Below are 25,706 nucleotides of genomic sequence, written 5' to 3'. Positions count from 1 at the left end.
CAGCGGGATCGCGTCAGGCCGTCTGGACCTCGCCGGAAAACCGGTATCCGTGCCCATGACAGGTTTCAATCAGACGGGGACCGCTGCCCCGGGTGTCGCCCAGTTTACGGCGGATCCGGCTGACCAGAGTGTCAATCGAGCGGTCGTTCACATCACGCCCCGGCTCCCCGGTGGCTTCCAGAAGCTGATCCCGGGTCAAAGGCTGCCCGGCCCGGGCAACCAGAACCGCCAGAAGATCAAACTCCGTGGCGGTCATGGTGATGGCATCCCCCTGCGGACTGACCAGCCGACGCCACAGCAGATCCATTTCCCAGCCGGAAAACCGATAGATGACACTGCCCGCAGCCTCAGCCCGCGGCGCCATCCGCCCCAGTACATTGCGGACCCGGGCCACAAGCTCCCGCGGGTGGAACGGCTTGGTCACATAGTCATCGGCCCCCAGCTCAAGGCCGGTGATGCGGTCACGCGGCTGCGCACGGGCCGTGACCATGATGATCGGAACCCGTGACTGTTTGCGGACCGACACCGCCAGCTGCACGCCGTCGGCATCGGGCAGATTAAGATCGAGCAAAATCAGATCAACCGTGGCCCGCGCCATTGCCTGCCGCATCGCCTCTGCCGTTGCTGCCGTGCTGACTGTGTAGCCGGCCTCCTTCAGAAAAGCGGACAGTAAGGCCAGCGTCGCGGGGTCATCCTCGACCACCAGAATGTGTGCCTGCTCAGCCATAAATATCCCCCGGCATTCTGCCCTGTCGTCTAATGACTATATTTGAAAGATATGAGTCATGTCAGCAGTTAGGCATTATCTCCGACAGGAGCCCCCATAAAGTCAAGATTATCCCCCAAAATTCACGTCTCTGTTGAGAAACTTGGAAAGTCCTCCCGCAATGCAGGAGGTTACCGCACATAAATCTTATTTAATAAAAGTCTGAAGACACGAATAAAAACCCTACCACAACAATGGGACAGACCTGAATCCCCCGACCAAGGGATCAGGCCTGCCAAAAATCAACGCCCGTTGAATATCACGCCGCGATTACGGCGGTCAGATGACGGTCAGCATCGACGCGACCAAGGGGTGGCGGACAATATCAGCATCCCCCAGACGGATCACCGCCACATCCTCCAGCGCCTGCAAACGGGTGGCAATATCCCCCAGTCCGGACACGCCCGGCAGCAGATCGGACTGGTCAGGATCCCCGGTCAGAACCATGGTGGCGTGCCAGCCCAGCCGGGTCAGCAACATCTTCAGCTGCCCGTAGGTGCAGTTCTGGGCTTCATCAATCACCACAAAGGCATTGTTCAGGGTTCGCCCCCGCATATACGCGACCGGCGCGATCTCAATCGTCCCATCCCCCAGAGCCTGCTTCAGCCTGCGGGTCCCCAGCCGGTCATTCAGGGCGTCATAGAGGGGCCGCAGATACGGGGCCAGCTTATCTTCCAGCGCACCGGGCAGGAAACCCAGATTTTCCCCGGCCTCAACCGCCGGACGGCACAGCAGGATACGGCTGACCTGCCCGGCCTCCAGTGCCTCAACCGCCTTGGCAATCGCCAGATAAGTCTTGCCGGTTCCGGCCGGACCGAGCGCCACGACAACATGCGACTCCTCAATCGCGGCAATCAGGCGACGCTGGTTATCACTGTGGGGGCGGATGGTCCGTACATAGCGCTGGTCCCGCCCGGTTCCTCCGGCAGCCCTGCTGGCAAGGGGATCCCAGACCGAGTCGTCAGGCAACAAAGCCCTGAGGGCCCCGGCCTTGCGGGGCTCTTCGGCAACGGAAGAACGATGGGGTCGTCTGGCCATGATGGCACCTCTCAGATGTCTGCGGACAACAGGGGCAAAAACGACAACAGCCCCCGCCGGGGCGGAGGCTGCACACACCAGAGCAGAGCAGAGCAGAATGAAGACGGAAGGAGGCCCCCCGGGGTACGGTCCCCGGGACAGAAGGCAGGATGCGGTGAAGCCGTCAGATGCCATGGCCCCTCATTCCCATCCGGAGATCCCGACCCATGCGGTCATTCCGGCAGGACGAATCGTACTCCGGCGCAGACCGGATCCACAGTGATATTCCGCACTGCAATAAAACAGTCATTCCCTGCGGTCAGGGCATAGCTCCTGTCCGCCATATTCGTGTTTTGCAATTGTCGGCAGCCGGGAGAACACCGTAGTCTGCCCCCCAGTCCCCCCCCTGCAGAGAGAGCCTGCCTCACCCATGTCATCCGTCACTGCGCCCTCTCTGCCCCCCACCACCCCGCAGCCGGGGCTCGGCTTTCTGGCGCCGCTGGTGCTGTTCACCACCGTCGGCCCGGTGGCAATGCAGATGTTTCTGCCCGCCCTGCCCGCCATTCAGCAGGACTTTGGCGTCACCGCCGCAGAAGCACAGATGACAATCAGTCTGGCACTGCTCTCCTTCGGTCTGTCGATGCTGGTCTATGGCCCGGTTTCTGATCGGTTCGGACGGCGGCGGCCCCTGCAGATCGGGATGTTTCTGTACTGCGCCGGATGCCTGCTCTGTACCATCGCGTCCTCTCTGGACATGCTGATCGCCGGACGGGTGCTGGCCGCCATCGGCGGGGCCGGGGGGATGACATTGACCCGTGCCATGGTACGGGACACCTATCCGCCCTCACAGGTGGCCCCGGCCCTGTCGCAGTTGATGATCGGACAGATCGTGCCGCCAATGCTGGCGCCGGTGCTGGGCGGGCTGATTGCCGTCAGCTTCGGCTGGCGGGCTATTTTCATCACCCAGACCGCGGTCGCCTGTCTGGCCCTGCTGCTGGTGCTGCGGCTGCCGGAAACCCTGCGCGAACGGCATATCGGGGCCAGTCCGCTGACCCTGCTGACCAATTACGGGGCGCTGCTGCGACACCCCCGCTTCAACGCGTTCACCCTGTTCAATGCGGTTGGTATCGGCGGCTACTTTCTCTGTCTGGCTGGCGCGCCGCTGGTGCTGATCAATGCTCTGCACCTGTCCCCGGCCGATTACGGCCTGATTTTTATTCTGGTCCCGGCCAGTTTTATGCTCGGCAACATTCTGACCAGCCGTCTTGCCCGGCGGTTCGCACCACGGGTGATGATCCCGCTGGGGGCTGTGTTCAGTCTGGCCGGGCCGGTGGTCGGGCTGGTGCTGGTGATGTTCCTGCCGCTGACCCCGTGGAGTGTCATGATCCCTGCCGGGATCATGACGTTCGGCCATGGCCTGTCGATGAGCAGCGCGCAGGCAGCCTCAATGGCGGTACGCCCGGCTCTCGCCGGGGCGGCCGCCGGTCTGGGCGGCTTTCTGCAGATGGCGGTCGGGGCTCTGGTGACACAGGGGTTCGGCCTGATCCATGATGGCACCGCCACCCCGCTGCTGGCGGGCATGGCTATCTCCAGCCTGTCAGCGGTCGCGGTCTATGGCGGATGCCTGATGCTTGATCGCCGCCGGTCCCCGGGCCGGGCAGACTAAGGGATCAGCCACCGTCGGAATCGGCATAGGCGATGGCCTCCAGCCGGGCCCGGTCAACCCGGACCCGGTGAGGATCGAGATTGACCAGCAACCCGTCCCGGCGGAAATCGGCAACCATGCGGGAGACTGTCTCTTTGGTGGTGCCAAGGATGGCCCCCAGATCATCGCGGGACGGCAGCTCAACCACCGAGGCATCGGTCTGTCCGATTTCATCCCCGCCCATCGACAGCAGGAAGCGGGCCACCCGCTGCCGCACCCCCCCCAACGAAAAGTGGGTCAGCCAGTCGTCAGCCTGACGCACCAGCTGGTGCCAGTGCCGCAGCATCTCTGGAAACAGCGACGGCTGCTTTTCCATCACCGTCCGCACCACCGGTAACGGAACCCGGCAGACATCAGCGCGATTAACCACCACAGCCGTATGGTCGCATTCACCGCTGACCAGCGTTTCCAGCGCCAGAACTGCGCCGGGTCGCATCAGGCGCACAATCCGGCAGGTTCCGTTCGGCAGATACTGCTCCAGCTTGACCAGTCCATGCCGCAGGATGAAAACCGCTTCCGGTCGTTCTCCGGCGGTATACAGGACTGTCCCCGGCGGAGCGGTGACGTCGGGCACCTGCGGGGCCACCTCATCCAGCTCCGGCAGCGACAGCGGGCCGAACAGAGCCCGGGGACGGATCAGACAGGCCCGGCACCGGCTGACACGGCGACAAACTTCTGCCGATGGCGGCGGAAGCAGGCGATCAAGGGCATGGGGGCTGATCTGATCCATGGCGGGTCTTCTGTCCTCTGCAACCGGCCGCCGGTCAGAACGATATGGTCACCATATCGGCGTTCCGCAAACGGATATTGATTGTCTTGTCATCCATGGCCTCAATCGCCCGCCCTTCCCCTTTCAGGGGGATTGCTCTCTGCTCGATCAGCCTGCCACCCCACCACTGCATCCAGCGCAGGGTCTGACGGTCGGGACTGAACACCATCAGGTCATCGCCGTCCAGCATTCCGGTATGGAAAACCGCGTAGACCGGCCCACAACCCTGACACCAGCCGATTGCCAGCGATGCAGCACCTTTGTTGTTGCCAAGACGCAACGACAGCACCGCCGCATCCGGCGCCGTCGGGGTGACCGTGATCTCATCAGGAATACCGTCACCCGAGATATCAATCACCGGGGATGCCGCCTGGCCCCCGGCCACCGGACACAGGATCAGCACCGCCGCCAGACCATACCCTGCCAGCAGAGGGGCTATCCCCTGACGGTCCCGCGCTTTCCGGTCGTGTCGCGTCTGCACGCCACCTCACTCCCCAACCCTGACATCACACGGACAAGCCACCCCGGAGACCAGCCTGCCGGGGGACCGTGACTATCATACTGTAGCGTCTGCGGAAGGGGACTGTTAATCTTCCTGTGGCAGGACTCTCCTGTCTTAAGATCTTCTGCCGGACAGGACCATGGCTGACTTCTCCACCTCCGACGATCCCCAGCTTTCCACCATCGGCGGGGTCCGCGACAGCAGCGGCGATGCGATCTTCACCGTTCCGGTTGAAATTTCCGTGGTGCTGGGGCAGGCCACCCTGCGGGTTCACCAGTTGCTGAAACTGGGCCGCGGCGCGGTGGTTGAGCTGGATCAGCGCACCGATCAGCCGGTTGAGATTTTTGCCAACGACGTGCTGGTGGCCCGCGGTGAAGTCACCATCGCTGATGGAGACCGAATCGGCGTAACCCTGACCGAACTGGTCCGGTCGATCTACACCAAGTAAGATCCCGGCCTTCCTCAGATATCCTGCATGACAGCGGGCCCGGCACAACAACGGTGCCGGGCCCGCTGCGGTTCAGGGGCAAAGAGAAGAAACAGGTGCCACCAGCCTGCACCGGCCTATAGAACAACCCCGGCCTTGGCTTCGCGCTTGACCGCATACATGCGGCGGTCGGCAATTTCCAGCAGGGTATCGACGTCATCCCCATCAACCGGGTAAGAGGCGATACCGATACTGGCCCCGGGATTTACGCGGGTCTCGCCGAGCGGAACCGGCTCCGCCAGAACCCGGTTGATCGTGGCGGCAACCGTTCCCGCGTCCTCCGGCGTCTTCAGCCCGGCCAGCACGACAACAAACTCATCCCCCCCCAGACGGCCGACGGTATCACTGCTGCGATGCACGCAGGAGCGCAGACGCTTCCCGACCTCCCGCAGCACCACATCCCCGCTCAGGTGACCAAAGCTGTCGTTGATTTCCTTAAAGCCATTCAGATCCATCAGCAGAACCCCGACAAACGACCCCGGGCCACAGCGGGCAATGCTCATCTGCAGCCGGTCCCGGACCCCGGCCCGGTTGGCAAGGCCGGTCAGGGAGTCGGTCTGCACCGCCTGACTGAGCTCATTGCGCTGGCGGACCAGGGTATCATTGATCGCCATCAGCTCACGGGTGCGCGAATCAACAGCCCGCTCCAGTTCACGCTCAGTCCGTTCCAGAGCTGCAACCATCGCCTGCCGGGCACTGACTGCCTCCGCCTCCGCTTCCGCCTTCTGGCGGCGCAGATCGGCGATACGCTCCGCAAGGGCGAAGGACAGCAGCAACATTTCCAGCACGTTGCCGATCTGCAGGGCATGGCGGGTCACAAAGGTGTTGGGAATAAAATCCATATTGCGGGCCGCCAGCAGGGCAATCCCGACCAGAAGAATGCTCCAGGCCAGCAGGAACCAGCGGGCAGAACGCTGCCCCCGCATCCAGGCCAGAATACCGCTGACAACCGCGAGAACCGGAAAGATCATCCCCAGCAGGGACTCAGCGATTGCCGCCACCCGGAAGCCAAGCGTCAGGGTCAGGGCAATCACCACCAGCGCCGCTGCCGCACAGGTGACCATCAGGCCAGACAACAACCGCGAATGAATATCCAGCCGCAGGAACGACCGGCAGAACAGCGGCCCGAAAAACAGCACCAGCGCATAGAGAATAACATGCGCCACGCCGGTCCAGCCCACCGCCTCAGGCCACAGAAACTGGAACCCGATACCGGTGTGGGCCAGATTGCCCATCGCCAGCGCCCCGGCAAAGGCCACATACAGCAGATAGGTCGTGTCCCGCAGCGAAACAAAGAGCATCAGGTTGTACAGAATCAGGGCCCCAAGCGCCCCGAAATACAGGCCGTACACCAGATACGAGTTACGGCTGTAGGTCTCGAAATCCTTCGGATCCCACAGGGTCGCCGCTGCATCCAGCGACCCCTGCGAGCGCAGCTGTAGATACAGATCGACCGGACGGCCCGGATCAAGCACCAAGGGGACTGCAACCGCCCGGTAGGGCTCTGGACGGCTGAGAAACGGATAGCCATACCCGGTCTGCAGATCGGACAGGGTCTGGCCCGTGACCGGATCGACCACCGCAACCCGCACCTGCGACACGGTCGGGGCTGTCACCTCGAACGTTTTAAGGATCTGGCGGGCATCCTCGTCCGCCTCTGGATAGAGGCCGACCCGGAACCAATGAGTATCCGGGCTCATCCCGAAATTCGGGGCATCACCGAGTCCCAAGGGGACAAACTCAGCCCGCCGATCCTTGACCTGATCAAGGGTCAAGGTCCCGCCGGGGTCTTTCAGATAGAGATAGGAGGCCGCAACCGGAACCGGAGCCTGACCGGGACGGACCAGTAGAACCCCGGACCCCGGAAGGGTTTCGCTGCCCGCTGCCAGCGCAGGGGCTGTGATGATGGCCCACAAAAGGACAGGAAGAAGAAAGAGAGCCCGCGACAGGAAAGATCCGGGCCGACCTGCCGATGGGCCAGCATCTGCTAGAATGCCCCCGCAGTCACCCCGACGATCCTCTGCAGACGCCCTGCACCCTCGCCTCATGCCTGTATCCCTTCAGGAACACGCCCAGTACCGGCCCACAGCAGACGCAGCGACACACCGCATGCATACCTGCAGAGAATCCGGCCTCACCCCTTTGACAGTTCCAATTTCTTCATGCGCGGGAAAACGGTAACACATTCCAGACAAGGCAGAAATGGGGCCAATTACTCTCTTTTGAGCAGCACCTTCTCAACCCTGAGGCATATCAAATACAGGCCGAGAATCGCCCTGTCAGCTTCCCTGCGCAGCTGAAGCCGCCGCAGCCGAAACGATAATATCCCCAAACTCCCGCAGAAAGACCGACCCCTTGACCGTGCGCTGTATCAAAACACTGCGCCGGTCCTGCTCATCAATCTTCCGCTTAACCAACCCATACTCCGACAGACGGTCAACCGCCCGGGTAATCGCGGGTTTTGACACATTCATGCTGATGGCCAGCCCCCGCACCGTATGCGGCGGCGGCGTCAGATACACCGTCAGCAGCAGGGCCATCTGCCGGGCCGACAGATCAGGCGCTTCACGACGGACGCTCTCGACGATGGCTCCCCGCCAGAGGTCGAGGGCTTCAACTGCGCTGATCTTGATGCTCATGACCCGACCCGATTGTTACTGACAGGGGATGCACAACCCGAAGGGAACCTCAACAGGCAGGATACATCCCCGTGCGGAAGCACTGTACAGGGAAAAGAGTTAAGAGAACCTGAAACCGTTCGTCAACCGAAACAATATCAACGGATCACCCCCCCTCGCTCCCTGCGGAAAAGCGCCGGTCAGGCCGCTCAAAAACAACGGGGCGGTCACTGCCGCCCCGTTCCTGTCCCTGACTTACGCAAACCGCTGCCGGATCATCGCCCAGACAGACCTCAGCCCCAGCGCCTCGCCACCAGCCGGGCGGCCGGCCCGCCCCTTGGGGTTCCAGGCGTAAACATCCAGATGCGCCCAAGGTGTCGAGGGCGAAACGAATTCCTGCAGGAACAGCGCTGCCGTGATACTGCCTGCCATTCCGCCTTCCGGGGAATTGTCGAGATCGGCGACCGGGCTGTCGAGCATGCTGCGGTATCCCGCCCACAATGGCATGCGCCACACCGGATCCTGCTGCGCCAGCCCTTCCGCCATCCAGTCAGCGGCGACACTGTCGTCATTGGTGAACAGGGCAGGCAGATCGGGCCCCAGTGCAACGCGGGCGGCCCCTGTCAGGGTAGCGAAATCCAGCAACAGGGCCGGTGCATCAGAATCGGCCTCGGCAAGGGCGTCACACAGGATCAGGCGACCTTCCGCATCGGTGTTCGAGACCTCGACCGTCAGCCCTTTCCGGCTCCGGAAAACATCGCCGGGCCGCATGGACGATCCGGAGACGGAATTTTCCACCGCCGCTATCAACATCCGCAGGCGCACCGGCAGCCCGGCGGCCATCACCAGATGAGCCAGCGCCAGCGCGTGAGCCGCCCCCCCCATATCTTTCTTCATCAGACGCATCGGCCCGGCCCCTTTCAGGTCCAGACCGCCGGTATCAAAGCACACTCCTTTACCGACCAAAGTCAGCTTCGGCGCATCCTCTGGCCCCCAGTGCAGATCGATCAGCCGTGGTGCCCGATCCGGGGCTGCAGCGCGGCCAACAGCGTGGATCACCGGATAGTTAGCGGTCAGCAGGTCATCCCCCACCGTTACCGACAGACTGGCCCCATGACGGGCCGCAACCGAGCGCACCGCCTGCTCCAGCGCGGCAGGCCCCATATCTTCTGCCGGGGTATTGACCAGATCACGCACCAGCATCACGGCCTCAGCCTGCCGGAGGACCTCTGCCCGGTCCACACCCTGCGGCCACAGCAGGCGGGCACGCGGTGCGGTCGGTTTGCTCTTGTAGCGGTCAAAGGTATAGGCCCCGAGCTCCCACCCCAGCGCCACCGCCGCCGCCAGATCCGGGGCGACACCGTCAGACAGGGCATACACCCCTTCCGGGAGAGACGTGGAGAGGGCAGCCGTCGCCCAACGGTCCGTACCGTCACCGATGCCGACCAGAACCTCCTGCACGCTGCCATCGGCCGCCGGGCAGAGACAGACAGACCCCGCCGCCCCTTTGAACCCTGAAGAACGGGCGAAGACCGGCAGTGTTTCTGCCGCTGACCGCACGGTTTCAGCGGACACCAGGCGCAACGGCACGGCTGCCCCGACAGAGTCGGTAAGGCAGGTCAGGGGGCGGAGGTACTCAGTCATGATCAGGTCCAACGGTCAGCGGAGAGAGAGGGGGAGTCGCCACCGCCCGTCAGCGGGCAGGCAGCAGACCTGCCTCGACATAATAACGCTCGGCCCCCGGATGCAAGGGAATCCCAGCACTGGTGACCGCCTGCCGTGGGGCCATCTGCGCTGCGCTGGGGTGGCTGCGGGCATAAAGACGGAGATTGTTAGGGTGCCACAATGCCTTTGCCAGCTGATAAGCCAGATCTTCCGGCATATCGTCACGGACCAGCAGCATGGAGCCGACCGTCAGCGTTGGCACCGCGGCAATGCCGGGATACAGATTTTCACCGATCAGGCCCTGCTGCAGGAACGGAATCTCCTCCACCAGCTTCATCGCCGTCCGGCCGACAATCGGCAGGATGCGGATCTCGGTGGTTTCCATCAGTCGGGCGATGATGGCCGTCGGCGGACCGGCAACAAAGAAAAAGGCATCAAGATCCCCTTTCAGCAGGGCATCCGCCGCCTGACCGGGCTTGAGATAGAGCGGGGTATACTGCTTCTTCTTCAGGCTGAGACCATAAGCCTCAAGGATCATCGTCGATTCGACCAGAGAGCCTGACCCTTCTTCGCCGACCGCCACCCGCTTGCCTTTCAGATCACGGATGCTGTTAATGCCGCTGCCTTTGCGCACCACCAGATGGAACGCTTCCTGATACAGGTAACCCAGCGACCGCAGCCCTTTCTGCGGCGGCGTGCCCTTATACAGACCGCCCCCGGTATAAGCCCAGAAAGCCACGTCGGTCTGGCTGATTGCCATGTCGATTTCGGTACGGGACAAACTGTCGAGATTAGCAACCGATCCCAGCGTTGACTGGGCAACGGCGATCACACCGGGCACCCCGCAACTGCCGCCCCGGTCACAGGGGCGGGCCCCCGGCGGGCTGGAAATGGCATTGGCAATCAGCCCGCCGACAGGAAAATAAGTGCCACTGGTCGGCCCGGTGCCGATTCGTAAGAATCGCACGCCCGCCCCTTCCAGCCCCGGCACCGCATCCGGCCGGACAGACTGGGCCAAAGCCGCCCCTGTCTGCAGCAGGGCGGCAAGGGCGAAAATCACCGCCCCCCACCCTTTCAGCAGCCTGACCCAACGCCTGAGGCCAGCCCCCTGCCACAGCGTCTGCGACAGAACCGTGAGGGAACCATGACGGTATGAGCAGGCATCGCCCTGCCGCAGACGACGGCGGGCCGGAAGAGTTGAGCCGGTCACGAGACGGGACTCCGGGCGGAGGGGGGAGAAGAAAACGGCGGCAACAGGCCCGATGCGCCAAAGCGCGGCCTGCCCCCATAGTACCGTTTTTGCACCCGCAATCCCAGCCCCAATAACCTGAGAAAAGGCAGATATGGACTGTTTTCCCCGATGGTTACGACCGATCCATACCACCGGACGAAGACACGCCCCCAAAGAGAATACCGCAGGGCACACCTGCACCGGAAATCATCCGCCTGCGCCCTTGTGTTTCCCCCGGTGCCCGTGTATAACCCCCGTCTTCCGAACCGAGCGGCGCGGCGGTGCGGAGCTATGTCCTGCGCTGAATTCCCGTCTTCAATGACGCGGGAAGAACAGCAGGGACAATGCTTCGCCGGGCATGCCCAACCGCTCAGATGGAGTTTCTCCCCGGTTTCCCCGGTGGGGACTGTCCCTTAACAAAGGATACGACAAATGCCCAAGATGAAGACCAAGAGCGCCGCGAAGAAGCGGTTCCGTCTGACCGGCACCGGCAAGGTCCGTGGTAACGTCGCCAACAAGCGTCACATGCTGCGCAACAAGCCGCAGCAGATGAAGCGTCAGGCCCGCGGCACCATGATCCTGTGCGACAGCGACGCCCGGATCGTCAAGCTGTACCTGCACGGCTAAGCCCCGTTTCACCCGGTTATTGAAGGAATACTGCTATGTCTCGTGTGAAGCGCGGCGTCACCACCCATGCCCGTCACAAGAAGGTCCTGGAACTCGCCAAGGGTTACCGCGGCCGTAACTCGACCAACTTCCGCATTGCGATCGAAAAGGTCGAAAAGGGCCTTCAGTACGCTTACCGCGACCGTCGCAACAAGAAGCGCGATTTCCGCGGTCTGTGGATCCAGCGTATCAACGCCGGTGCCCGTGAGCTGGGTCTGACCTACTCCCGCTTCATTGACGGCCTGAACAAGGCTGGCATCGAGCTGGACCGTAAGGTGCTGGCCGATCTGGCCGTGCGTGAGCCGGAAGCGTTCGGCAAGCTCGTCGAAAAGGCCAAGGCGGCCCTCGGCTAAGCTTACCGCCGGGCTCCGGCCCGGAAAAGCAGCGATGTTGCCCAGGGGCTGCCTTGAACGAGGCAGCCCTTGTTTTTTGCCGCAAAAGAAGGCTGCCCGCTCAAGGCACCCCTTTTTGTCTGCTCTGGGACCTCGGCTGCCTTCCCAAGGCGGCCTGTTTTGTTTATTCAGTCTGCACACTTTATACACAGTGACACCGGCCGGATGCCTCAGGCCGCCGCCACGCGGCTCAGGATACCGGCCCACACACGTGGGATGGCCCGACTATGGATACTCTTGAGGCGTTGCGCGCCGAACTGCTGGAGGCGGTCAACGCCGCCGCCGATGCCGATGCGCTGGAAGCCGTGCGCATTGCCGCGCTTGGCAAGAAAGGCCGGATCACCGACCTGATGAAGACCCTTGGCCAGATGGACCCGGACCAGCGCCGGACCTTTGGGCAGGCCGTCAACACGGTGAAGGATGAACTCTCCGCCCTGCTCGACGCCCGCAAGGCCACCTTCGCCGAAGCTGCCCTGAATGCCAAACTGGCCAGCGAGCGCATCGACGTCAGCCTGCCGGTGCGCCCGGAGCGTGACGGCACCCTGCACCCGATCAGCCAGACCTATGACGAGGTGGTGGCGATCTTCGGGCAGATGGGCTTTGCCGTCGCTGAAGGGCCGGATATCGAAGATGACTTCCATAACTTCACCGCGCTGAACTTTCCGCCCGGGCATCCGGCGCGCGAAATGCACGACACCTTCTTCCTGCAGGAACAGGAAGGCGGGGTCCGGCACCTGCTGCGCACCCACACCAGCCCGGTGCAGATCCGCACCATGCTGAGCCAGAAGCCGCCGATCCGCGTCATCATCCCGGGCCGCACCTACCGCTGCGACTCCGACATGACCCATACGCCGATGTTCCACCAGATCGAAGGTCTGGTCATCGACAAGGCCACCCACATGGGCCACCTGAAGGGCTGTCTGAAGGAATTCGTCGAGTCCTACTTCGAGGTGTCGAACGTCACCGTGCGCTTCCGCCCGTCGTTCTTCCCGTTCACCGAGCCGAGCGCGGAAGTTGATATCGGCTGCTCCCGCAAGGGCGGTGAGCTGCGCATCGGCGCCCGCGAGGACGGCTGTGAAGACTGGCTGGAAATCCTTGGCTGCGGCATGGTCCATCCCAACGTGCTGAAGGCCTGCGGTCTGGACCCCGAAGAGTATCAGGGCTTTGCCTTCGGTATGGGGCTGGAGCGGATTGCCATGCTGAAGTACGGCATCCCCGACCTGCGGACCTTCTTTGATTCCGACGTGCGCTGGCTGAAGCACTACGGCTTTGGCCCCCATGATGTTCCGAGCCTGACCGGAGGGCTGACCCGATGAAATTCACCCTGTCCTGGCTGAAGGATCATCTTGAGACTGACGCCACCCTTGACCAGATCGGGGAAGCCCTGACCTCAATCGGGCTGGAAGTCGAAGAGATCATTGATCCGGCCTCCAAACTGACCGGCTTCATCACCGGCCACGTCCTGACCGCTGAAAAGCACCCGGACGCTGACCGGCTGAAGCTGTGCACCGTCTCCACCGGGACGGAAACCCTGCAGATTGTCTGCGGTGCCCCCAACGCCCGTGCGGGCCTGAAAGTGGCGCTGGCCCTGCCCGGCTGCGTCATTCCCGTCTCCGGCGATGTGCTGAAGAAAGGCAAGGTCCGCGGGCAGGAATCGCAGGCCATGATGTGTTCGACCCGTGAGCTCTGCCTGGGCGAAGATCATGACGGCATCATCGAACTCCCGGAAGACACCCCGGTCGGTGTGCCGCTGGCCAGCGTGCTGTCGATTGACCCGGTGATTGATATCTCCGTCACCCCCAACCGCGCCGACTGTCTTGGCGTGCGCGGCATTGCCCGTGATCTGGCCGCCTTTGGCATCGGCACCCTGAAGGCCGACCCGCTGACAGAAGGCTCTGTCGCCGGCCAGTTCGAAAGCCCGGTCAAAGTGGTCCGCCGCCTGCCGGATGGCAAGGATGCAGCCTGCCCGCTGTTCGTCGGCCGCCTGATCCGTGGTGTGAAAAACGGCGAAAGCCCGCAGTGGCTGAAGGACCGTCTGGTGGCGGTCGGCCTGCGCCCGATCTCGGCGCTGGTTGATATCACCAACTATGTCACCGTCGGCTGGAACCGCCCGCTGCACGTCTTTGACGCCGACAAACTGACCGGCACTGTCATCGTCAAGATGGCCACCCCGGGCACCGAGCTTGCGTGCCTGAACGACAAGACCTACACGCTGGAAGACTGGATGGTCACCATCGCCGACGAGGCGGGTGACCTGTCTGTCGGCGGCGTGGTCGGCGGCAGCGCCAGCGGCTGCACCGAAGAGACCGTCAACGTCTTTGTCGAAGCGGCGCTGTTTGACCCGCTGTTGATCGCTGCCACCGGCCGTAAACTGACCGCCGAATCCGATGCCAAGCACCGCTTTGAACGCGGTGTTGATCCGGAGAGCCCGCTGTGGGGCATGGAACTGGCCACCCGCCTGATCCTTGACCTGTGCGGCGGCACCCCGTCCGCCGTTGAAGTGGCAGGAGCGGTTCCGGACTGGAAGCGCACCATCACCCTGCGCCCGGAACGGGTGAAGAAGCTGGTCGGCATTGATGTCGCCCCGGAAAAAATGGTCACCCTGCTGACCGGGCTGGGCTGCACCGCCACGCTGGCTGATGGCGTCATCACCGCCGTTGCCCCGTCGTGGCGCGGCGACCTGACCGAAGAACATGATCTGGTCGAGGAAGTCGCCCGCCTGAACGGCTACGACAACCTTGTCACCCTGCCGCTGCCGCGCCCGTCGATGCCGACACCGGTGCTGACCGCCAAGCAGAAGACTATCCGCCTGCTGACCCGCACCCTTGCCGCCCGGGGCATGAATGAGACCGTCACCTGGTCGTTCATGTCCAGCGACAAGGTGGCCGCCTTTGGCGGTGGGCAGGATAGCCTGAAACTGGCCAATCCGATCTCGTCGGATCTGGACAGCATGCGCCCGTCGATCCTGCCGAATCTGATTGATGCCACCGTCCGTAACGCCGCCCGTGGTTTTGCCGATGTCGCTCTGTTCGAGGTCGGCCCGCAGTTCCATGGTGGCAACCCGGGCGACCAGAAGCAGATGGTCACCGGTCTGCGTGCCGGAAAGTCCGGTCCCCGCCACTGGGATACCAAGCAGCGCCCCGTGGATGCCCTGGATGCCCGCGCCGATGCCCTCGCAGTGCTGAAGGCCGCCGGGGTCAATGTCGAGTCCCTGCAGGTTTCCACCGACGCCCCGGCCTATTACCATCCCGGTCGTTCGGGCTGCCTGCGTCTGGGCCGGGACGTGCTGGCGACCTTCGGGGATCTGCACCCCCGTGTTGCCCGTGACTTTGGGGTTAAAGGGGCTCTGGCCGGGTTCGAGGTGTTCCTTGATGCTCTGCCGCAGCCGAAAACCAAGGGTGGCAAGACTGCCAGCAAGGCGCGCAGCCTGCTGAAGGCCTCACCGTTCCAGCCGCTGGAACGTGACTTTGCCTTCGTCGTGGACAGCACCGTTGCCGCCGACGCCCTGACCCGGGCGGCCAAGGGAGCGGACAAGGCGCTGATCACCGACGCATCGGTGTTCGACGTTTACGAAGGCGAGCATATGCCCGCCGGGAAAAAGTCGGTGGCCCTGTGGGTTCTGCTACAGCCGACCGACCACACCCTGACCGATGATGAACTGGATGCAGTCTCGAAGAAGATCGTTTCTGCCATCGAAAAGGCGACCGGCGGTGTTCTGCGCGGCTAAGACGTTCTCCGAGAAAGCGAACCCCGCTTTCTCGGGGACACACTCTGATCGCCTGTGATTTTTAAGACAGAACGCCCGGCCTGAGTGCCGGGCGTTTTTGTTTGTCGGCGACAGAGATCTGCCAGATCAGCCCCCCTGAAGACCGAGCAGCAACAGAAACGAAAAACCCCGCCAGTCCGGTCAGACTGACGGGGTTTTTAAGTTAAAAGGGGATCGGCCTTACGAGGCCATGCTCATCGAGGCGATGGTGGCATGGCTATGATCGTCAGTCGCCGGGGTGGTGACATCGCCCGCCGAACCATGATTGACGTCCAGACCGGCCATATCGCTGCTGCTGGTGTCGCTGGCCGCGATGGCATGGGTGCTGTCCATCCCGTCCGTTCCAACACTATCCATCACCGAGCCGGTACCATGTTCCGACAGAGCCAGACTGTTGTAGGCATCAATGGCCGAAGTGTCATGACCGTCAACGCCACCCTGTGCTGTCGCCCCATGCTCACTGGACAGGAAGGTATCCCAGCTGTCCGGCGTGGTCTGGGTCTGGCCCCCCTGCTCATGGGCAGAGGCGTCAGAATGGACGGACGCATTCTCCTGACCGGTCGGATCCGCATGGGCCGCAGCCTCCTGCTGAGCCGGGGTTTCCGGCTGCACAGGAAGCTCCGGGGTTGCGGCATCGGCCACCTGATGCAGATGATCGGCAACTGTCCCCTGCGCCTCGGTGGACACAGCCGACAGATTGGCCAGCAGTTCCTTCCCGGTCCCACCGGTCTGAGACTGCAAGGCGGTGTTGTTATCGGCAATCGACTTGGCCATGGCATTGACCGCGTCATCAGAGACACTCAGGCCATCATTCCCCGCAGAAGTCAGGGCATCGCGGACCAGATCCGCCGCCCCGGTGGTCAGGGCCGACATCCCATGTTCATCAACCGCCGCGACCACCTGCTGCAGGGCGATCTTGGCTGCATCAACGTTGGTGATGCCCGGATGGCTGCCTTCAATCACCGACGTCAGCATCGAGACGGTGTTCTGCACCATCATCCCGGCCCGCAGGATTTCACCGGCCTGCACCGACTGCGCCCCGTCACCCACCAGCGTCGCCACCGGATCGAAGTTCTGCAGATCGATCCCATGCAGGGTCTGCGGATCCATCCCCATCTTATCGACCAGCCATTCCGCTGCCGACTGCCCATGCTGCGACCCGATGGAGTCGAGCACGGTGGTCAGCGGCGTCAGGGTTGACCCAGTACCGATGAAGACACCGTCCACCGGCTTACCGGTCGCGGAGTCAATCCCCCCGATGGAAATAAACCGGCCAGAGACACCGGAGTCGATGTTCAGGGTCACTTCCCCGAACTCGTTGGTGTAGCCCATGACCTCATTATCATCCCGAACGCCGTCGCCATCGGTGTCATAGAACACCATGGCCCCCTGCACATAGGGGTCAATCACCTTGATCGTCACCGCAGTCGCCGCGTTATCAACCGTGACATTAACAGCAACGGTATCAGGCGCCGAGGTGCCATTGCTTTCGGTGGAAACGGCCTTCAGGGTCATATTCCACTGACCGTTGGCCCCGCCATTTGGCGCGGTAAAGGTCACATTCCCCAGATCCGCTTCCTTAACCGACCACACCCCGTTCCCGAGGTCGGTGGCGTGCGTCAGGACGGCTCCGGTCGGCACCCCTTCAATGGTCAGGGTCAGGGTTTCACTCGGGTCGGTATGGATCACCGACAGGTTCAGCGGAATGGCTGTACCGGAGTTGGTGACGATTTCCGCCCCTTTGGCGTCCGGGGCATCGGCCACCGGATTGACCGTAACGCTGAAGGTCTTGACGCTGGTGCTGGCCGTCGAGCCGTTCGACTTTTCAGTCGAAATAGCCTGAACACCCAGATTGAACGTCCCGCTGACATTGGTTCCGGCCTTAAAGGTCAGGCCGGAGATGCTGTCGCCCGGCACCGTCCACGATCCATCGGCATTACGCATTCCCGCGCTCAGCGTCGCATCGGACGGAACCCCGGTAATCCGCAGCACCAGCGTTTCAGAGCCGTCAAGATCGGTCAGGGCAGACTTGAGGTTCAGGGTAATTGCTATGTCCTCATTCCCCGAAACGTTCCCGGCGGTCAGGGTCGGCGTGTCGGCAACGGCCGTAACCGTCAGCGGCAGAGTCGCAGAGGTCGTAGGCGAAGTGGAAGGGCCGTCGGTGGTGGTCGCCTCCACACTCAGGTTAACGGTCCCGGAGTAATTTGACGGCGGCGTCAGCACCAGATCAGACCACTGACCGGCGGTCAGGGTTGCCTTGCCGCTGGAGATCGTCACCGCCACCCCGTTCGCCGTCAGGGTCGACCCCGGCGGAATATTGCCCAGAACAACCTTCAGGGTTTCAGACCCATCGGTATCAACCATCCGCACACCCAGATCGAGCGGAATCCCGCCACCGTCCTCGGTGCCGGTGGCAGCCACCGGGGTCACCGTCGGAGCGTCCGCCACCGGCGTGGTGGTGAAGCTGATGGTGCCGGTCGTACTGTCAGCCTTACTGGCCCCATCCACACTGGTCGCCACCACCGACAGGGTTGTCGTACCGCTGTAGTTGGCAGGCAGTTTCAGGCTCAGGCCGGTGAGATCGGCTGCCGCAACGGTATAAGAACCGTCCGCGTTCAGGGTCCCGGCACTCAGCGTCGCCCCGGCGGGCAGGCCGGAGATCTTCACGGAAACAACCTCGGACGAATCCGGGCTGGTTGCCGTAATGCTGAGAGGCACCACATTGTTGTTGGCGTCTTCAGCACGGGTCGCCACCGTCCCCAGAACAAGGGACGGCGTATCCGCCACCGGGTTGACCGTCACCGTAAAGGTGGTGTCTGCCGCCGAAGCCGTATTGCTGTTCGACTTTTCCGTGGCAATCGCGGTCGCGGTCAGGGTGAAAGTACCGCTGGCATTGGCTGGCGGATTGAACTTAAGGGTCGCCAGATCGGCCGACTGCACAGTCCAGGTCCCGTCAGCATTCTTAACGCCCGCCGACAGGCTTCCCCCTGCCGGGACGCCGGAGATTTTGACCGACAACGTTTCCGAACCATCAGTATCGGTCAGGGCCGAGGTGATGCTCAGTGCAATCGGTGTGTCTTCATTGCCGGTAACATTGGCGGCAACCGCCTGTGTCGGCGCATCGGCAACCGCATTCATCGTCACCGCAATCGGGCGATACCCATCTGCACCGGCACCGGCGCTGGTCGCCGTACTGCCGTTGTCATAGCTATCAACCTTCACCCGCATGGTGAAATCGGTGTTCGAGTCCGGCGGCGGCACAATCTTAAAGGCGTTGGTCCCTGCCGTGATGATCTGCTGGACCTGCGCATTGTTGAAGGTCCAGGTCTTGCCATCGGCGGCCAGCGTCCCGATGGCCACGTCGTTGACCGTGAAGGTCGCGCCGGTGGGCACATCGGTAATGGTCAGGGTCAGCTGTTCATTGGCTGCCCCATAGGCAATGTTCAGATTCAGCGGCTGGGCCGTATCTTCGTTGACCGTCAGCGTTGCCGGGGGTTCGATATCCGGACGGTCAGCGACCGGATCAACTTTCACGACAATGCTGGACGTTGCTGTCTTCGCATCCTCGTAATGGCCTTTTTCCCACGCGGTGGCATTGACGGTGACCGTCATGTCGCCATTGAAGTTGCGCGGCGGCACCACATACAGATTGTTCAGATCCTCCGGCCGCAGAACCCAGGTCCCGTTCCCGGTATTTCCGCCGACGACACCGCCGCTGCCATTCAGCAGCACGGCGCCGACCGGAAGCTGCACGGTCACAGACATCAGTTCCGACCCGTCGGTATCGGTCAGGGCCGCTGCCACGTTCAGCTTGATCGCCGTGTCTTCAGCCCCGTGGAACTGATAGCTCTTTCCGGCTTCCGACGGGGTGACGGTAATCACCGGCATATCGGTTTCCGGGGTCACCGTGACACTGACCGCCTTCGACGTGGTCAGGGTATCAGCACCATCCTTGGTGGTCGCATTAACGGTGAAGGTCAGGGTCCCGCTGTAATTGGCTGCCGGAACCGCCTTCAACGACTGCAACTGGGCCAGCGTCAGATTGCTGACATCTGTCACCGCCTGACCGCTGCCGTCAACGAACGACATCTTCGACGCGTCATAGCCGGTGATCCAGATCTTGGTGATCGACTCGCTGCCGTCAATCAGGCTGGCATTCAGATTCAGGGCAATCGCACCGTGATCTTCAATCCCGGTCGCCGGAGTTGCCGACAGATTTGCGCCATCCGCCTTTTCGACGATGTTGATGACGTACGGCACTTCCGTAACGGCCTGACCGCCTTCCAGTTCCGTCGAAACGCCTGTGACATAAATTTTCAGCGAGCCGGAATAGTTTTCAGCGGCGGGGACATTGGTGTCGCGGACAATCGACAGAGACGACAGCTGCGACATTGAGACGGAATACACATTGTATTCCGCAGCCCCGCTGCCATTGAGAACGAACGACGGCTGACCGTCACCGCCCGCCACGGTCGTCGTCCCTTCCGGATCAATACCGCCGGAAAGCATGAAGCCCTTCGGCACCTTGATCAGAACAGAGACCGTTTCCGACCCATCATTGTCAGTGCTGACAACCGAGATCTTGTTTACGGCAACACCGTTGACAACCTTGCTGAGGGCAATGCCTTCATCTTCATAGGCATACCCCAGCTGAACACTGACGGTCGGGGCATCGGCTTCCGGCCGCAGGGTCACAACCCGGTCGAACGCAGAACCAACCTGCGTGTCGCCACTGTCGTACCCCTTGATCGTCAGCGTGATCGGCCCGCCGCCCGGCGTCAGGGTTGATTTCCCGGCAATATCTTCCGGCGGATTGAACGTCAGTGACCCCAGATCACCCGACGCAACCTTCCAGGCCCCATTGCCCAGAGACACCCCGGCAGACAGACTGCCCCCTGAAGGAACCCCGGTCACGATCACATAACTGACCCCACCCGGAGCGGTCAGGCCAAGGTTAGAAACCGCATGGTCCTCCACGCCGGTGAGAGAGGCATTGTTCCCCCAGGTGGGAGTACCACCGGTGCCACCGGTCCCGCCGGTGCCACCATCACCGCCATTACCCCCGGTCCCTCCGTTTCCGGAATCCCCCCATTTGATCGTCAGGGTCTCTGACGCCCAGGCCGTGCGGTCTGCACCGCTGCCTTCCTGTTCCGTCGCAATCGCCTTGACTGTCAGACCCAGCGACGTCAGCGGAGAATAATTACCGGAGGTATCGCGCTGACCCCAAGGTGCCCAGACCTGAACCGCCCCGGACGGCAAAGCCCCCGACGCATCGCGGAAAGAGTCCAACGTACCGGCGTCAATGGTCCAGGTCCCGTCACCGTTATTGTGACCAACCAGCTCCCATGCCCCTGTCGCGGCATTCTTGTGAACAAGAACAGCCCCGTTGACCATGTTAGAAATCACCAGAGAGATCTTCTCTGATCCATCCGGAGTGGTCACACCATTAACGGTCTGCCCGGCTTCCCCACTCAGCGCTTTCAGTGTCAGCGGAGCCGGATCTCCGATCACGGCCACTGTGGTGTTCACAGCACCGACAATCGGCGTATCCGCCTTCGGCGCCACGGCAATCGTCTTGCTGACATTGAAATCAGCGGTCGAGCCGTTGGCGTCCTTCACCGACACTTTCAGGGTATAGTCGACCTTCGCCGCCGACCCGCCGAGATCGGTACGGGAGGAATCAGGGGTCAGGGTCAGGCTGCTGTATCCACGCAGGTCACCGTTGCCGTTCACCTCATAGCGGCCGTCAACCGGGTCCCACACCAGTTGCGCCCCGGTGTCGGTGGTGATGGTAAACCCGCTGAGCTTACTGGTCAGCGCCATGCCGGTCACGGTCTCAGAACCGTCACTGTCACCGGCGCTGACGGTCAACGGAATCGTCAGAACGCTGTCTTCCTTACCCGCAGCGGGGTTAGCAACGTTCGGGGTATCCGGGGTTGCCTCGATGGTGATGTTAATCGGGTGGGTTTCCACCCGCACGTCGCCATCATTTTCTGTCGACCGGACTTCCAGCGAAATCGACAGCTTGGTACCGCCGCTATAATCGTTGGCAAAATCCTTCGGCGGATTCAGCTTGAGCTGACCGATATACTGCGGGTCAATTGACCAGCGGCCATTCCCTAACGGGATCATCGCATCTTCCGGCACACCGGACAGGGTGAACCCCGCCGGAAGGGACTTGATGTCGATGACATAACTGGCCGTTTCAGAAACCGGGCGCCCGGCAGCCGCATCACTGTCCGCCAGCGTCACGCTGTCCAGATCAAGGTCAAGGGCCTGATCTTCCTTACCGGTCCGCACGATGGCCTCGCCATCCTTCAGGACTGTACCGTCAGCGACACCTATAATGTCGACTTTCACATCCTGGGTGAACTCGGCGTAGTTATCGCCATCGGCATCATCGTGCTGTTCCGTGGCACGGACCGTCACCTTCATGGTGAAGTCAACGTTGGAGTCCTTCGGCGGCAACAGCTTCAGGTTGGCAAGCTGAGCAGCCGTGAAGGTCCAGGTCCCGTTGTGGTTGTCCGCCGAGGTCAGCTCGACAAACACCCCATTGACCATGTGACCGAACTTAACACCACTCGGCAGCTGGCTGATGGTGACGGAAATGACTTCCGAGCCATCCTTATCAACCAGTGTCGGGTTGATGTAGACATCCAGCGGTGTGTCTTCCAGACCGGTCACCGACTTGATCACGGCGGTCGGCATATCGGCAACCGGATCAACGTTGACCTTGAAGTCAACACTCTGGGTCCGCGTGGTGGACTCCGACGCGTTGGCCATGTCTTTCCAGGACACAGTCATCGTCAGCGTCACGTCTGTCGGGGTCGACTCATGCTGCGGAAGCTTGACGTAGAGGCCACTGAGAGTCGGGCTGTTGTTGTTGACCGACTTGACACTCGACAGATCAGTCACCTTCCAGGTGCCATCCGCCTGCTTGGTCGCACCAACAATTTCCCAGCCCGAGGGCACACCGGAAATGATGACAGACTGCACCACTTCCGACCCGTCGGTATCCTGCAGCCCCGCCTTGAGATCGAGGGCAAACTGATTGCCGTTGACGTCTTCCTTGCCGCTGACATTGGCGGCGGTCAGGGTGATGTTATCGGTCACAGCTGTGACCTTAACAGTGCCATTTACCACATTGACCGTGGTTTCCGGGGCGGATCCCGTCGCGGTATCGGTGGTGGTGACATGGAACTGCACGCTGATGTCAGCATCGCTGTCCTTAGCGGGCTGAACCTTCAGCCCGTCAATCGTATAGGCATCCGCCGTATCCGTGGTACCGGATTTAGGGACAATCGCGCCCTTCGGTACAGTGATGCTGTAGGTGCCATTCCCATTGTTGGTGACGGTCAGTTCAGTCTCGACACCATCAACCTTCGCCCACCACTTTGACCCGACAATATCCGGGTCACTGGACTTGATGACGATGTCGGTGACGGCTTCATGCCCGGCACCGGTGCTGGTGTCATCCGTATCCTTCAGCGTGAAGGTCACCGGATACAGAACCTTCGCATCTTCCGCCACAGTCACGCTGTTGGCAGTTTCACTGATCCCATCCGCCACCGGGGTAACTGTGATCGTCTGCGACACGGTCTGATGGACCGATGCCTTGGTCGCCGCACTCGACGGGTCCCGTTCCACCGTCCAGATATCCGCCGACAGCGTGATCTGACCGGCATAATTGGTCGGGGTGACGATCGACAGATCGTTAAAAGCGGCCTGGCTCAGACCCGAGACGGCAAACGCTGTTCCCGGCTGCACCGTTCCCAGCAGAGTGGTGCCGCTGTAAACCTGCGTTCCGACCGGAAGACCGGCGAAAGTCCCGGAAATAGTTTCGGACCCATCAGTATCAACCAGAGCGGCAGTTAGCCCCAAAGAGACCTTCTGGCCACTATCCTCAATGCCGGTCCCCGGAGTCTGAGGCGTCACGGACAGACCATCAGCCACCCCCTTACCATCAAAGTTCAGGTAAACCGGAGTCGAGTAGGCTGTGTTATCGGAGGTATCTTCCCCTCCACCGGCTCCTACACCCCCGCCGTCAGAGGGAACATCAACCGCCTTAGAACGGGCATACACCCGGAAGTCAGCATCGGAATAGTCATTTGCCCGGATTACCAGATCCTGCGCCTTATCGACCGGCACGTTGTACCAGGTGACAGCACTGCCGCCACTGACGGCCGTGGCAGAGTCCGAGCCCAACCCCAACGCCGTGATCGACTTGAACACGCCATTCTCGTAATAGCCGACCTGCGCCAGCGCCTCGTTACCGGTCGTACCGTCAGAACTGGTGATCGCAACCTGAATATACTGGATCGACTCGCTGGCATCCGCCGGGTCGCCGGTGGCGGCAGTCAGATTGATATGATAGTCGCCGGATGCTTCGACCATCGTCCGGTCAGCCCCAACCGGAGCACTGGCCCCGGAGGAATCAATCTTGCCCGTATCATTCAGCACAATGGTTGGCGTCATCGCCACCGCATCAATGCGCACGGTCATCGACTTGGTAATGTCTGCCGTTGCGACCTGCGACCCGTCGGGGTTCTGGTCCTTGACACTGAAGGTCACGGACAAGACGTTGTCGACATCGCTGTCAGGGGCAGGACGGTACTTAAGCCCGGACAACTGGGCCGGGGTCAGCTCATAGCTGCCATCCGCATTCGCGGTCAGCGGCGTTCCATTGGACGCAATCAGCTTGGCATTCGGATCAACACCGCTGATCGTCACCTTGGTGACGCTTTCAGACCCGTCAGTATCTACCCCGAGGGTGCCGGGAATCGTGATCCCCAGCACCACATCGGTGTCTTCCTTGGTGCCGACACTGGACACCGTAAAGTTCTGCGGATCGGCATCAATAACCGGGGCAACCTTGATGGTAACCTGCGTGGTGTCAGAGGCCGAAACCACCCCGAAGGAGGTGTCTTTTTCCGTCGACGTTGCCTTGACCGTCAGGGTCCATTCCCCCGACGCGTTGGCCGGAGCCTGGAATTTCAGCGCGTCAAGACCACCGGCAGCCTTGATCTGAGCTTCTGTCAGGGTCAGAACGCCATTGGATACACCCAGCACATTCCCGGACGCATCAAGGATCTTGCCACCGGACGGAATACCGCTGATTTCCACGGTCAGATCTTCTGACCCGTCAGTGTCGGTTTTGACAGCCGACAGACCAAGCCCGACCGCAACATCTTCATCCGTCGCAAGGTCAGCCTTGGCCACCGATGCAATCGGGGCATCCGCCGTCGGGCGGACCGTCACCGGCAGATCCTGCGCGGCACTGGTCGCAACATTCCCTTCCGGATCATGGACCGTGACGGTGACCTTGAGAGTGAAATCAACGTCGCTGTTGGCAGGCGGCGTCACTTTCAGGCCAGCCAGCTGGGCAGGGGTTAGCGTATAAGTCCCGTCAGCATTCAGGGTTCCCTGATTCAGGGTAACCCCCGTCGGGACATTGCTGATCGTGATATAGTCAACCGTCTCCGACGCATCTTTCAGCACCGGTGTGATCGACAGGCTGATCGCCGTATCTTCCTTGCCCGTCGCCGGGGCCATCGTCAGCGTGCCGCCATCGACCACCGACTTGAAGGTGATCGGGATCTCGATGCTGGTCGCAGCCTGCTGCTCCGACGGATCCGCCGCCGTGTTCGCTTCCGTCGACGTTGCCGTCACCTTCAGCGTCACAGAGGTCCGGTCGTTTTCCCCTGGTGTCAGCGTCAGGCCCTTCAGCTGTTCCGGCGTCAGCGTATAGCTGCCGTCCGCATTCGCCTTCAGGGTGTCACCGCCGCTCTTCAGCGTCGCGTTGCCCGGCACACCTTCAATCTTGATGCTCAGGCTTTCATTCGTGCTGTCCGTCAGCGCCGACGCGATATCCAGCGTCACCGTCGTATCTTCCGTCCCGGCAATACCGGCGGTCGGCCCGGTCAGTGTCGGGGCGTCAGCAACTGGCGTCACCGTTACCGGAAGGCTCTGCGCATCAGACGTCTTGCTGTTGCCGAACCCGTCGGACACGGTCAGCGTCACGCTCAGCGTAAAATCATCGTCGCTGTTCGACGGCGGCGTCACCTTCAGGCTGCCGATGTCCGCCTTGTCGACAATCCACGTACCACCGGCACCGGCACGGCC

General features: G+C 62.0%; 15 protein-coding genes. 6 read left to right on the top strand and 9 right to left on the bottom strand.

All coding sequences use genetic code 11. From position 1 onward, the window contains the following. Nucleotides 1-13: 13 nt before the first annotated feature. Complete coding sequence (locus G365_RS0118715) at nucleotides 14-727, bottom strand: response regulator transcription factor (RefSeq protein WP_019647072.1); 714 nt, start codon at nucleotides 725-727, stop codon at nucleotides 14-16. 318 nt (nucleotides 728-1,045) lie between these two features. Next, nucleotides 1,046-1,804 carry a PhoH family protein gene (locus G365_RS0118710; protein WP_026345504.1) on the bottom strand — a complete coding sequence of 253 codons (759 nt, stop codon included), beginning with the start codon at nucleotides 1,802-1,804 and terminating at the stop codon, nucleotides 1,046-1,048. A gap of 409 nt (nucleotides 1,805-2,213) precedes the next feature. On the opposite strand from G365_RS0118710, the gene G365_RS23290 reads away from it, so the two are divergent. Continuing rightward, nucleotides 2,214-3,449, top strand: a complete 1,236-nt coding sequence (locus G365_RS23290) for a multidrug effflux MFS transporter (RefSeq protein ID WP_019647070.1) — start codon at nucleotides 2,214-2,216, stop codon at nucleotides 3,447-3,449. Between the two features lie 4 nt (nucleotides 3,450-3,453). On the opposite strand, the gene G365_RS22370 is transcribed toward G365_RS23290, so the two are convergent. Further along, nucleotides 3,454-4,218 carry a Crp/Fnr family transcriptional regulator gene (locus G365_RS22370; RefSeq protein WP_019647069.1) on the bottom strand — a complete coding sequence of 255 codons (765 nt, stop codon included), beginning with the start codon at nucleotides 4,216-4,218 and terminating at the stop codon, nucleotides 3,454-3,456. 34 nt (nucleotides 4,219-4,252) lie between these two features. Beyond that, nucleotides 4,253-4,738, bottom strand: coding sequence for a hypothetical protein (locus tag G365_RS0118690; protein ID WP_019647068.1), 486 nt, complete (start codon nucleotides 4,736-4,738; stop codon nucleotides 4,253-4,255). Between the two features lie 160 nt (nucleotides 4,739-4,898). Here G365_RS0118690 and G365_RS0118685 point away from each other — a divergent pair, with 160 nt between their 5' ends. Continuing rightward, entirely contained in the window at nucleotides 4,899-5,207 is a 309-nt protein-coding gene (locus G365_RS0118685; RefSeq protein WP_019647067.1) for a FliM/FliN family flagellar motor switch protein, read from the top strand. A gap of 116 nt (nucleotides 5,208-5,323) precedes the next feature. Here G365_RS0118685 and G365_RS0118680 read toward each other — a convergent pair whose 3' ends face one another. The 4 genes from G365_RS0118680 to G365_RS0118665 all read right to left on the bottom strand — a co-directional run bounded on the left by G365_RS0118680 (nucleotide 5,324) and on the right by G365_RS0118665 (nucleotide 10,739). Continuing rightward, the gene (locus G365_RS0118680; protein ID WP_081628630.1) at nucleotides 5,324-7,294 is read right to left on the bottom strand and encodes a diguanylate cyclase; all 1,971 of its coding nucleotides are present in this window, start codon (nucleotides 7,292-7,294) and stop codon (nucleotides 5,324-5,326) included. 231 nt (nucleotides 7,295-7,525) lie between these two features. Further along, complete coding sequence (locus tag G365_RS0118675) at nucleotides 7,526-7,885, bottom strand: MarR family transcriptional regulator (protein WP_019647065.1); 360 nt, start codon at nucleotides 7,883-7,885, stop codon at nucleotides 7,526-7,528. 234 nt (nucleotides 7,886-8,119) lie between these two features. Continuing rightward, the gene (locus G365_RS0118670; protein ID WP_051089937.1) at nucleotides 8,120-9,508 is read right to left on the bottom strand and encodes a leucyl aminopeptidase family protein; all 1,389 of its coding nucleotides are present in this window, start codon (nucleotides 9,506-9,508) and stop codon (nucleotides 8,120-8,122) included. 49 nt (nucleotides 9,509-9,557) lie between these two features. After that, the gene (locus G365_RS0118665) at nucleotides 9,558-10,739 is read right to left on the bottom strand and encodes a TAXI family TRAP transporter solute-binding subunit (protein ID WP_169545202.1); all 1,182 of its coding nucleotides are present in this window, start codon (nucleotides 10,737-10,739) and stop codon (nucleotides 9,558-9,560) included. A gap of 453 nt (nucleotides 10,740-11,192) precedes the next feature. On the opposite strand from G365_RS0118665, the gene rpmI reads away from it, so the two are divergent. The 4 genes from rpmI (at nucleotide 11,193) to pheT (ending at nucleotide 15,545) form a co-directional block, all read left to right on the top strand. Next, nucleotides 11,193-11,387, top strand: coding sequence for a 50S ribosomal protein L35 (gene rpmI, locus G365_RS0118660; protein WP_019647062.1), 195 nt, complete (start codon nucleotides 11,193-11,195; stop codon nucleotides 11,385-11,387). A 35-nt stretch (nucleotides 11,388-11,422) separates the two neighbouring features. Beyond that, nucleotides 11,423-11,779: a 50S ribosomal protein L20 gene (gene rplT / locus G365_RS0118655; RefSeq protein WP_019647061.1), complete on the top strand. Its 357-nt coding sequence runs from the start codon at nucleotides 11,423-11,425 to the stop codon at nucleotides 11,777-11,779. Nucleotides 11,780-12,045: 266 nt separating this feature from the next. Beyond that, nucleotides 12,046-13,134, top strand: a complete 1,089-nt coding sequence (pheS, locus tag G365_RS0118650) for a phenylalanine--tRNA ligase subunit alpha (protein WP_019647060.1) — start codon at nucleotides 12,046-12,048, stop codon at nucleotides 13,132-13,134. After that, nucleotides 13,131-15,545 carry a phenylalanine--tRNA ligase subunit beta gene (pheT, locus tag G365_RS0118645; RefSeq protein WP_019647059.1) on the top strand — a complete coding sequence of 805 codons (2,415 nt, stop codon included), beginning with the start codon at nucleotides 13,131-13,133 and terminating at the stop codon, nucleotides 15,543-15,545. The genes pheS and pheT overlap by 4 nt, the downstream gene beginning before the upstream one ends. Before the next feature lie 219 nt (nucleotides 15,546-15,764). Here pheT and G365_RS24170 read toward each other — a convergent pair whose 3' ends face one another. Then, a complete protein-coding gene (locus G365_RS24170; protein ID WP_211217705.1) occupies nucleotides 15,765-25,646 on the bottom strand; it encodes a hypothetical protein in 9,882 nt (3,293 codons plus the stop codon). Nucleotides 25,647-25,706 lie beyond the last annotated feature (60 nt).

It is taken from the genome of Novispirillum itersonii subsp. itersonii ATCC 12639, assembly GCF_000381985.1.
In the GTDB taxonomy this organism is placed as follows: Bacteria; Pseudomonadota; Alphaproteobacteria; order Rhodospirillales; family Rhodospirillaceae; genus Novispirillum; species Novispirillum itersonii.
Note: the sequence above shows the minus strand (reverse complement) of the source record. Positions and strands in the feature narration are given on the sequence as shown.

Excerpts from the sequence above, each read along its gene's own strand:
- G365_RS0118685 (WP_019647067.1), top strand. The coding sequence starts at position 4,899 with ATGGCTGACTTCTCCACCTCCGACGATCCCCAGCTTTCCACCATCGGC.
- G365_RS0118675 (WP_019647065.1), bottom strand. The coding sequence starts at position 7,885 with ATGAGCATCAAGATCAGCGCAGTTGAAGCCCTCGACCTCTGGCGGGGA.
- pheS (WP_019647060.1), top strand. The coding sequence starts at position 12,046 with ATGGATACTCTTGAGGCGTTGCGCGCCGAACTGCTGGAGGCGGTCAAC.
- G365_RS23290 (WP_019647070.1), top strand. The coding sequence starts at position 2,214 with ATGTCATCCGTCACTGCGCCCTCTCTGCCCCCCACCACCCCGCAGCCG.
- G365_RS0118670 (WP_051089937.1), bottom strand. The coding sequence starts at position 9,508 with ATGACTGAGTACCTCCGCCCCCTGACCTGCCTTACCGACTCTGTCGGG.
- G365_RS0118680 (WP_081628630.1), bottom strand. The coding sequence starts at position 7,294 with ATGAGGCGAGGGTGCAGGGCGTCTGCAGAGGATCGTCGGGGTGACTGC.
- rplT (WP_019647061.1), top strand. The coding sequence starts at position 11,423 with ATGTCTCGTGTGAAGCGCGGCGTCACCACCCATGCCCGTCACAAGAAG.
- pheT (WP_019647059.1), top strand. The coding sequence starts at position 13,131 with ATGAAATTCACCCTGTCCTGGCTGAAGGATCATCTTGAGACTGACGCC.
- G365_RS22370 (WP_019647069.1), bottom strand. The coding sequence starts at position 4,218 with ATGGATCAGATCAGCCCCCATGCCCTTGATCGCCTGCTTCCGCCGCCA.
- G365_RS0118715 (WP_019647072.1), bottom strand. The coding sequence starts at position 727 with ATGGCTGAGCAGGCACACATTCTGGTGGTCGAGGATGACCCCGCGACG.
- G365_RS0118710 (WP_026345504.1), bottom strand. The coding sequence starts at position 1,804 with ATGGCCAGACGACCCCATCGTTCTTCCGTTGCCGAAGAGCCCCGCAAG.
- rpmI (WP_019647062.1), top strand. The coding sequence starts at position 11,193 with ATGCCCAAGATGAAGACCAAGAGCGCCGCGAAGAAGCGGTTCCGTCTG.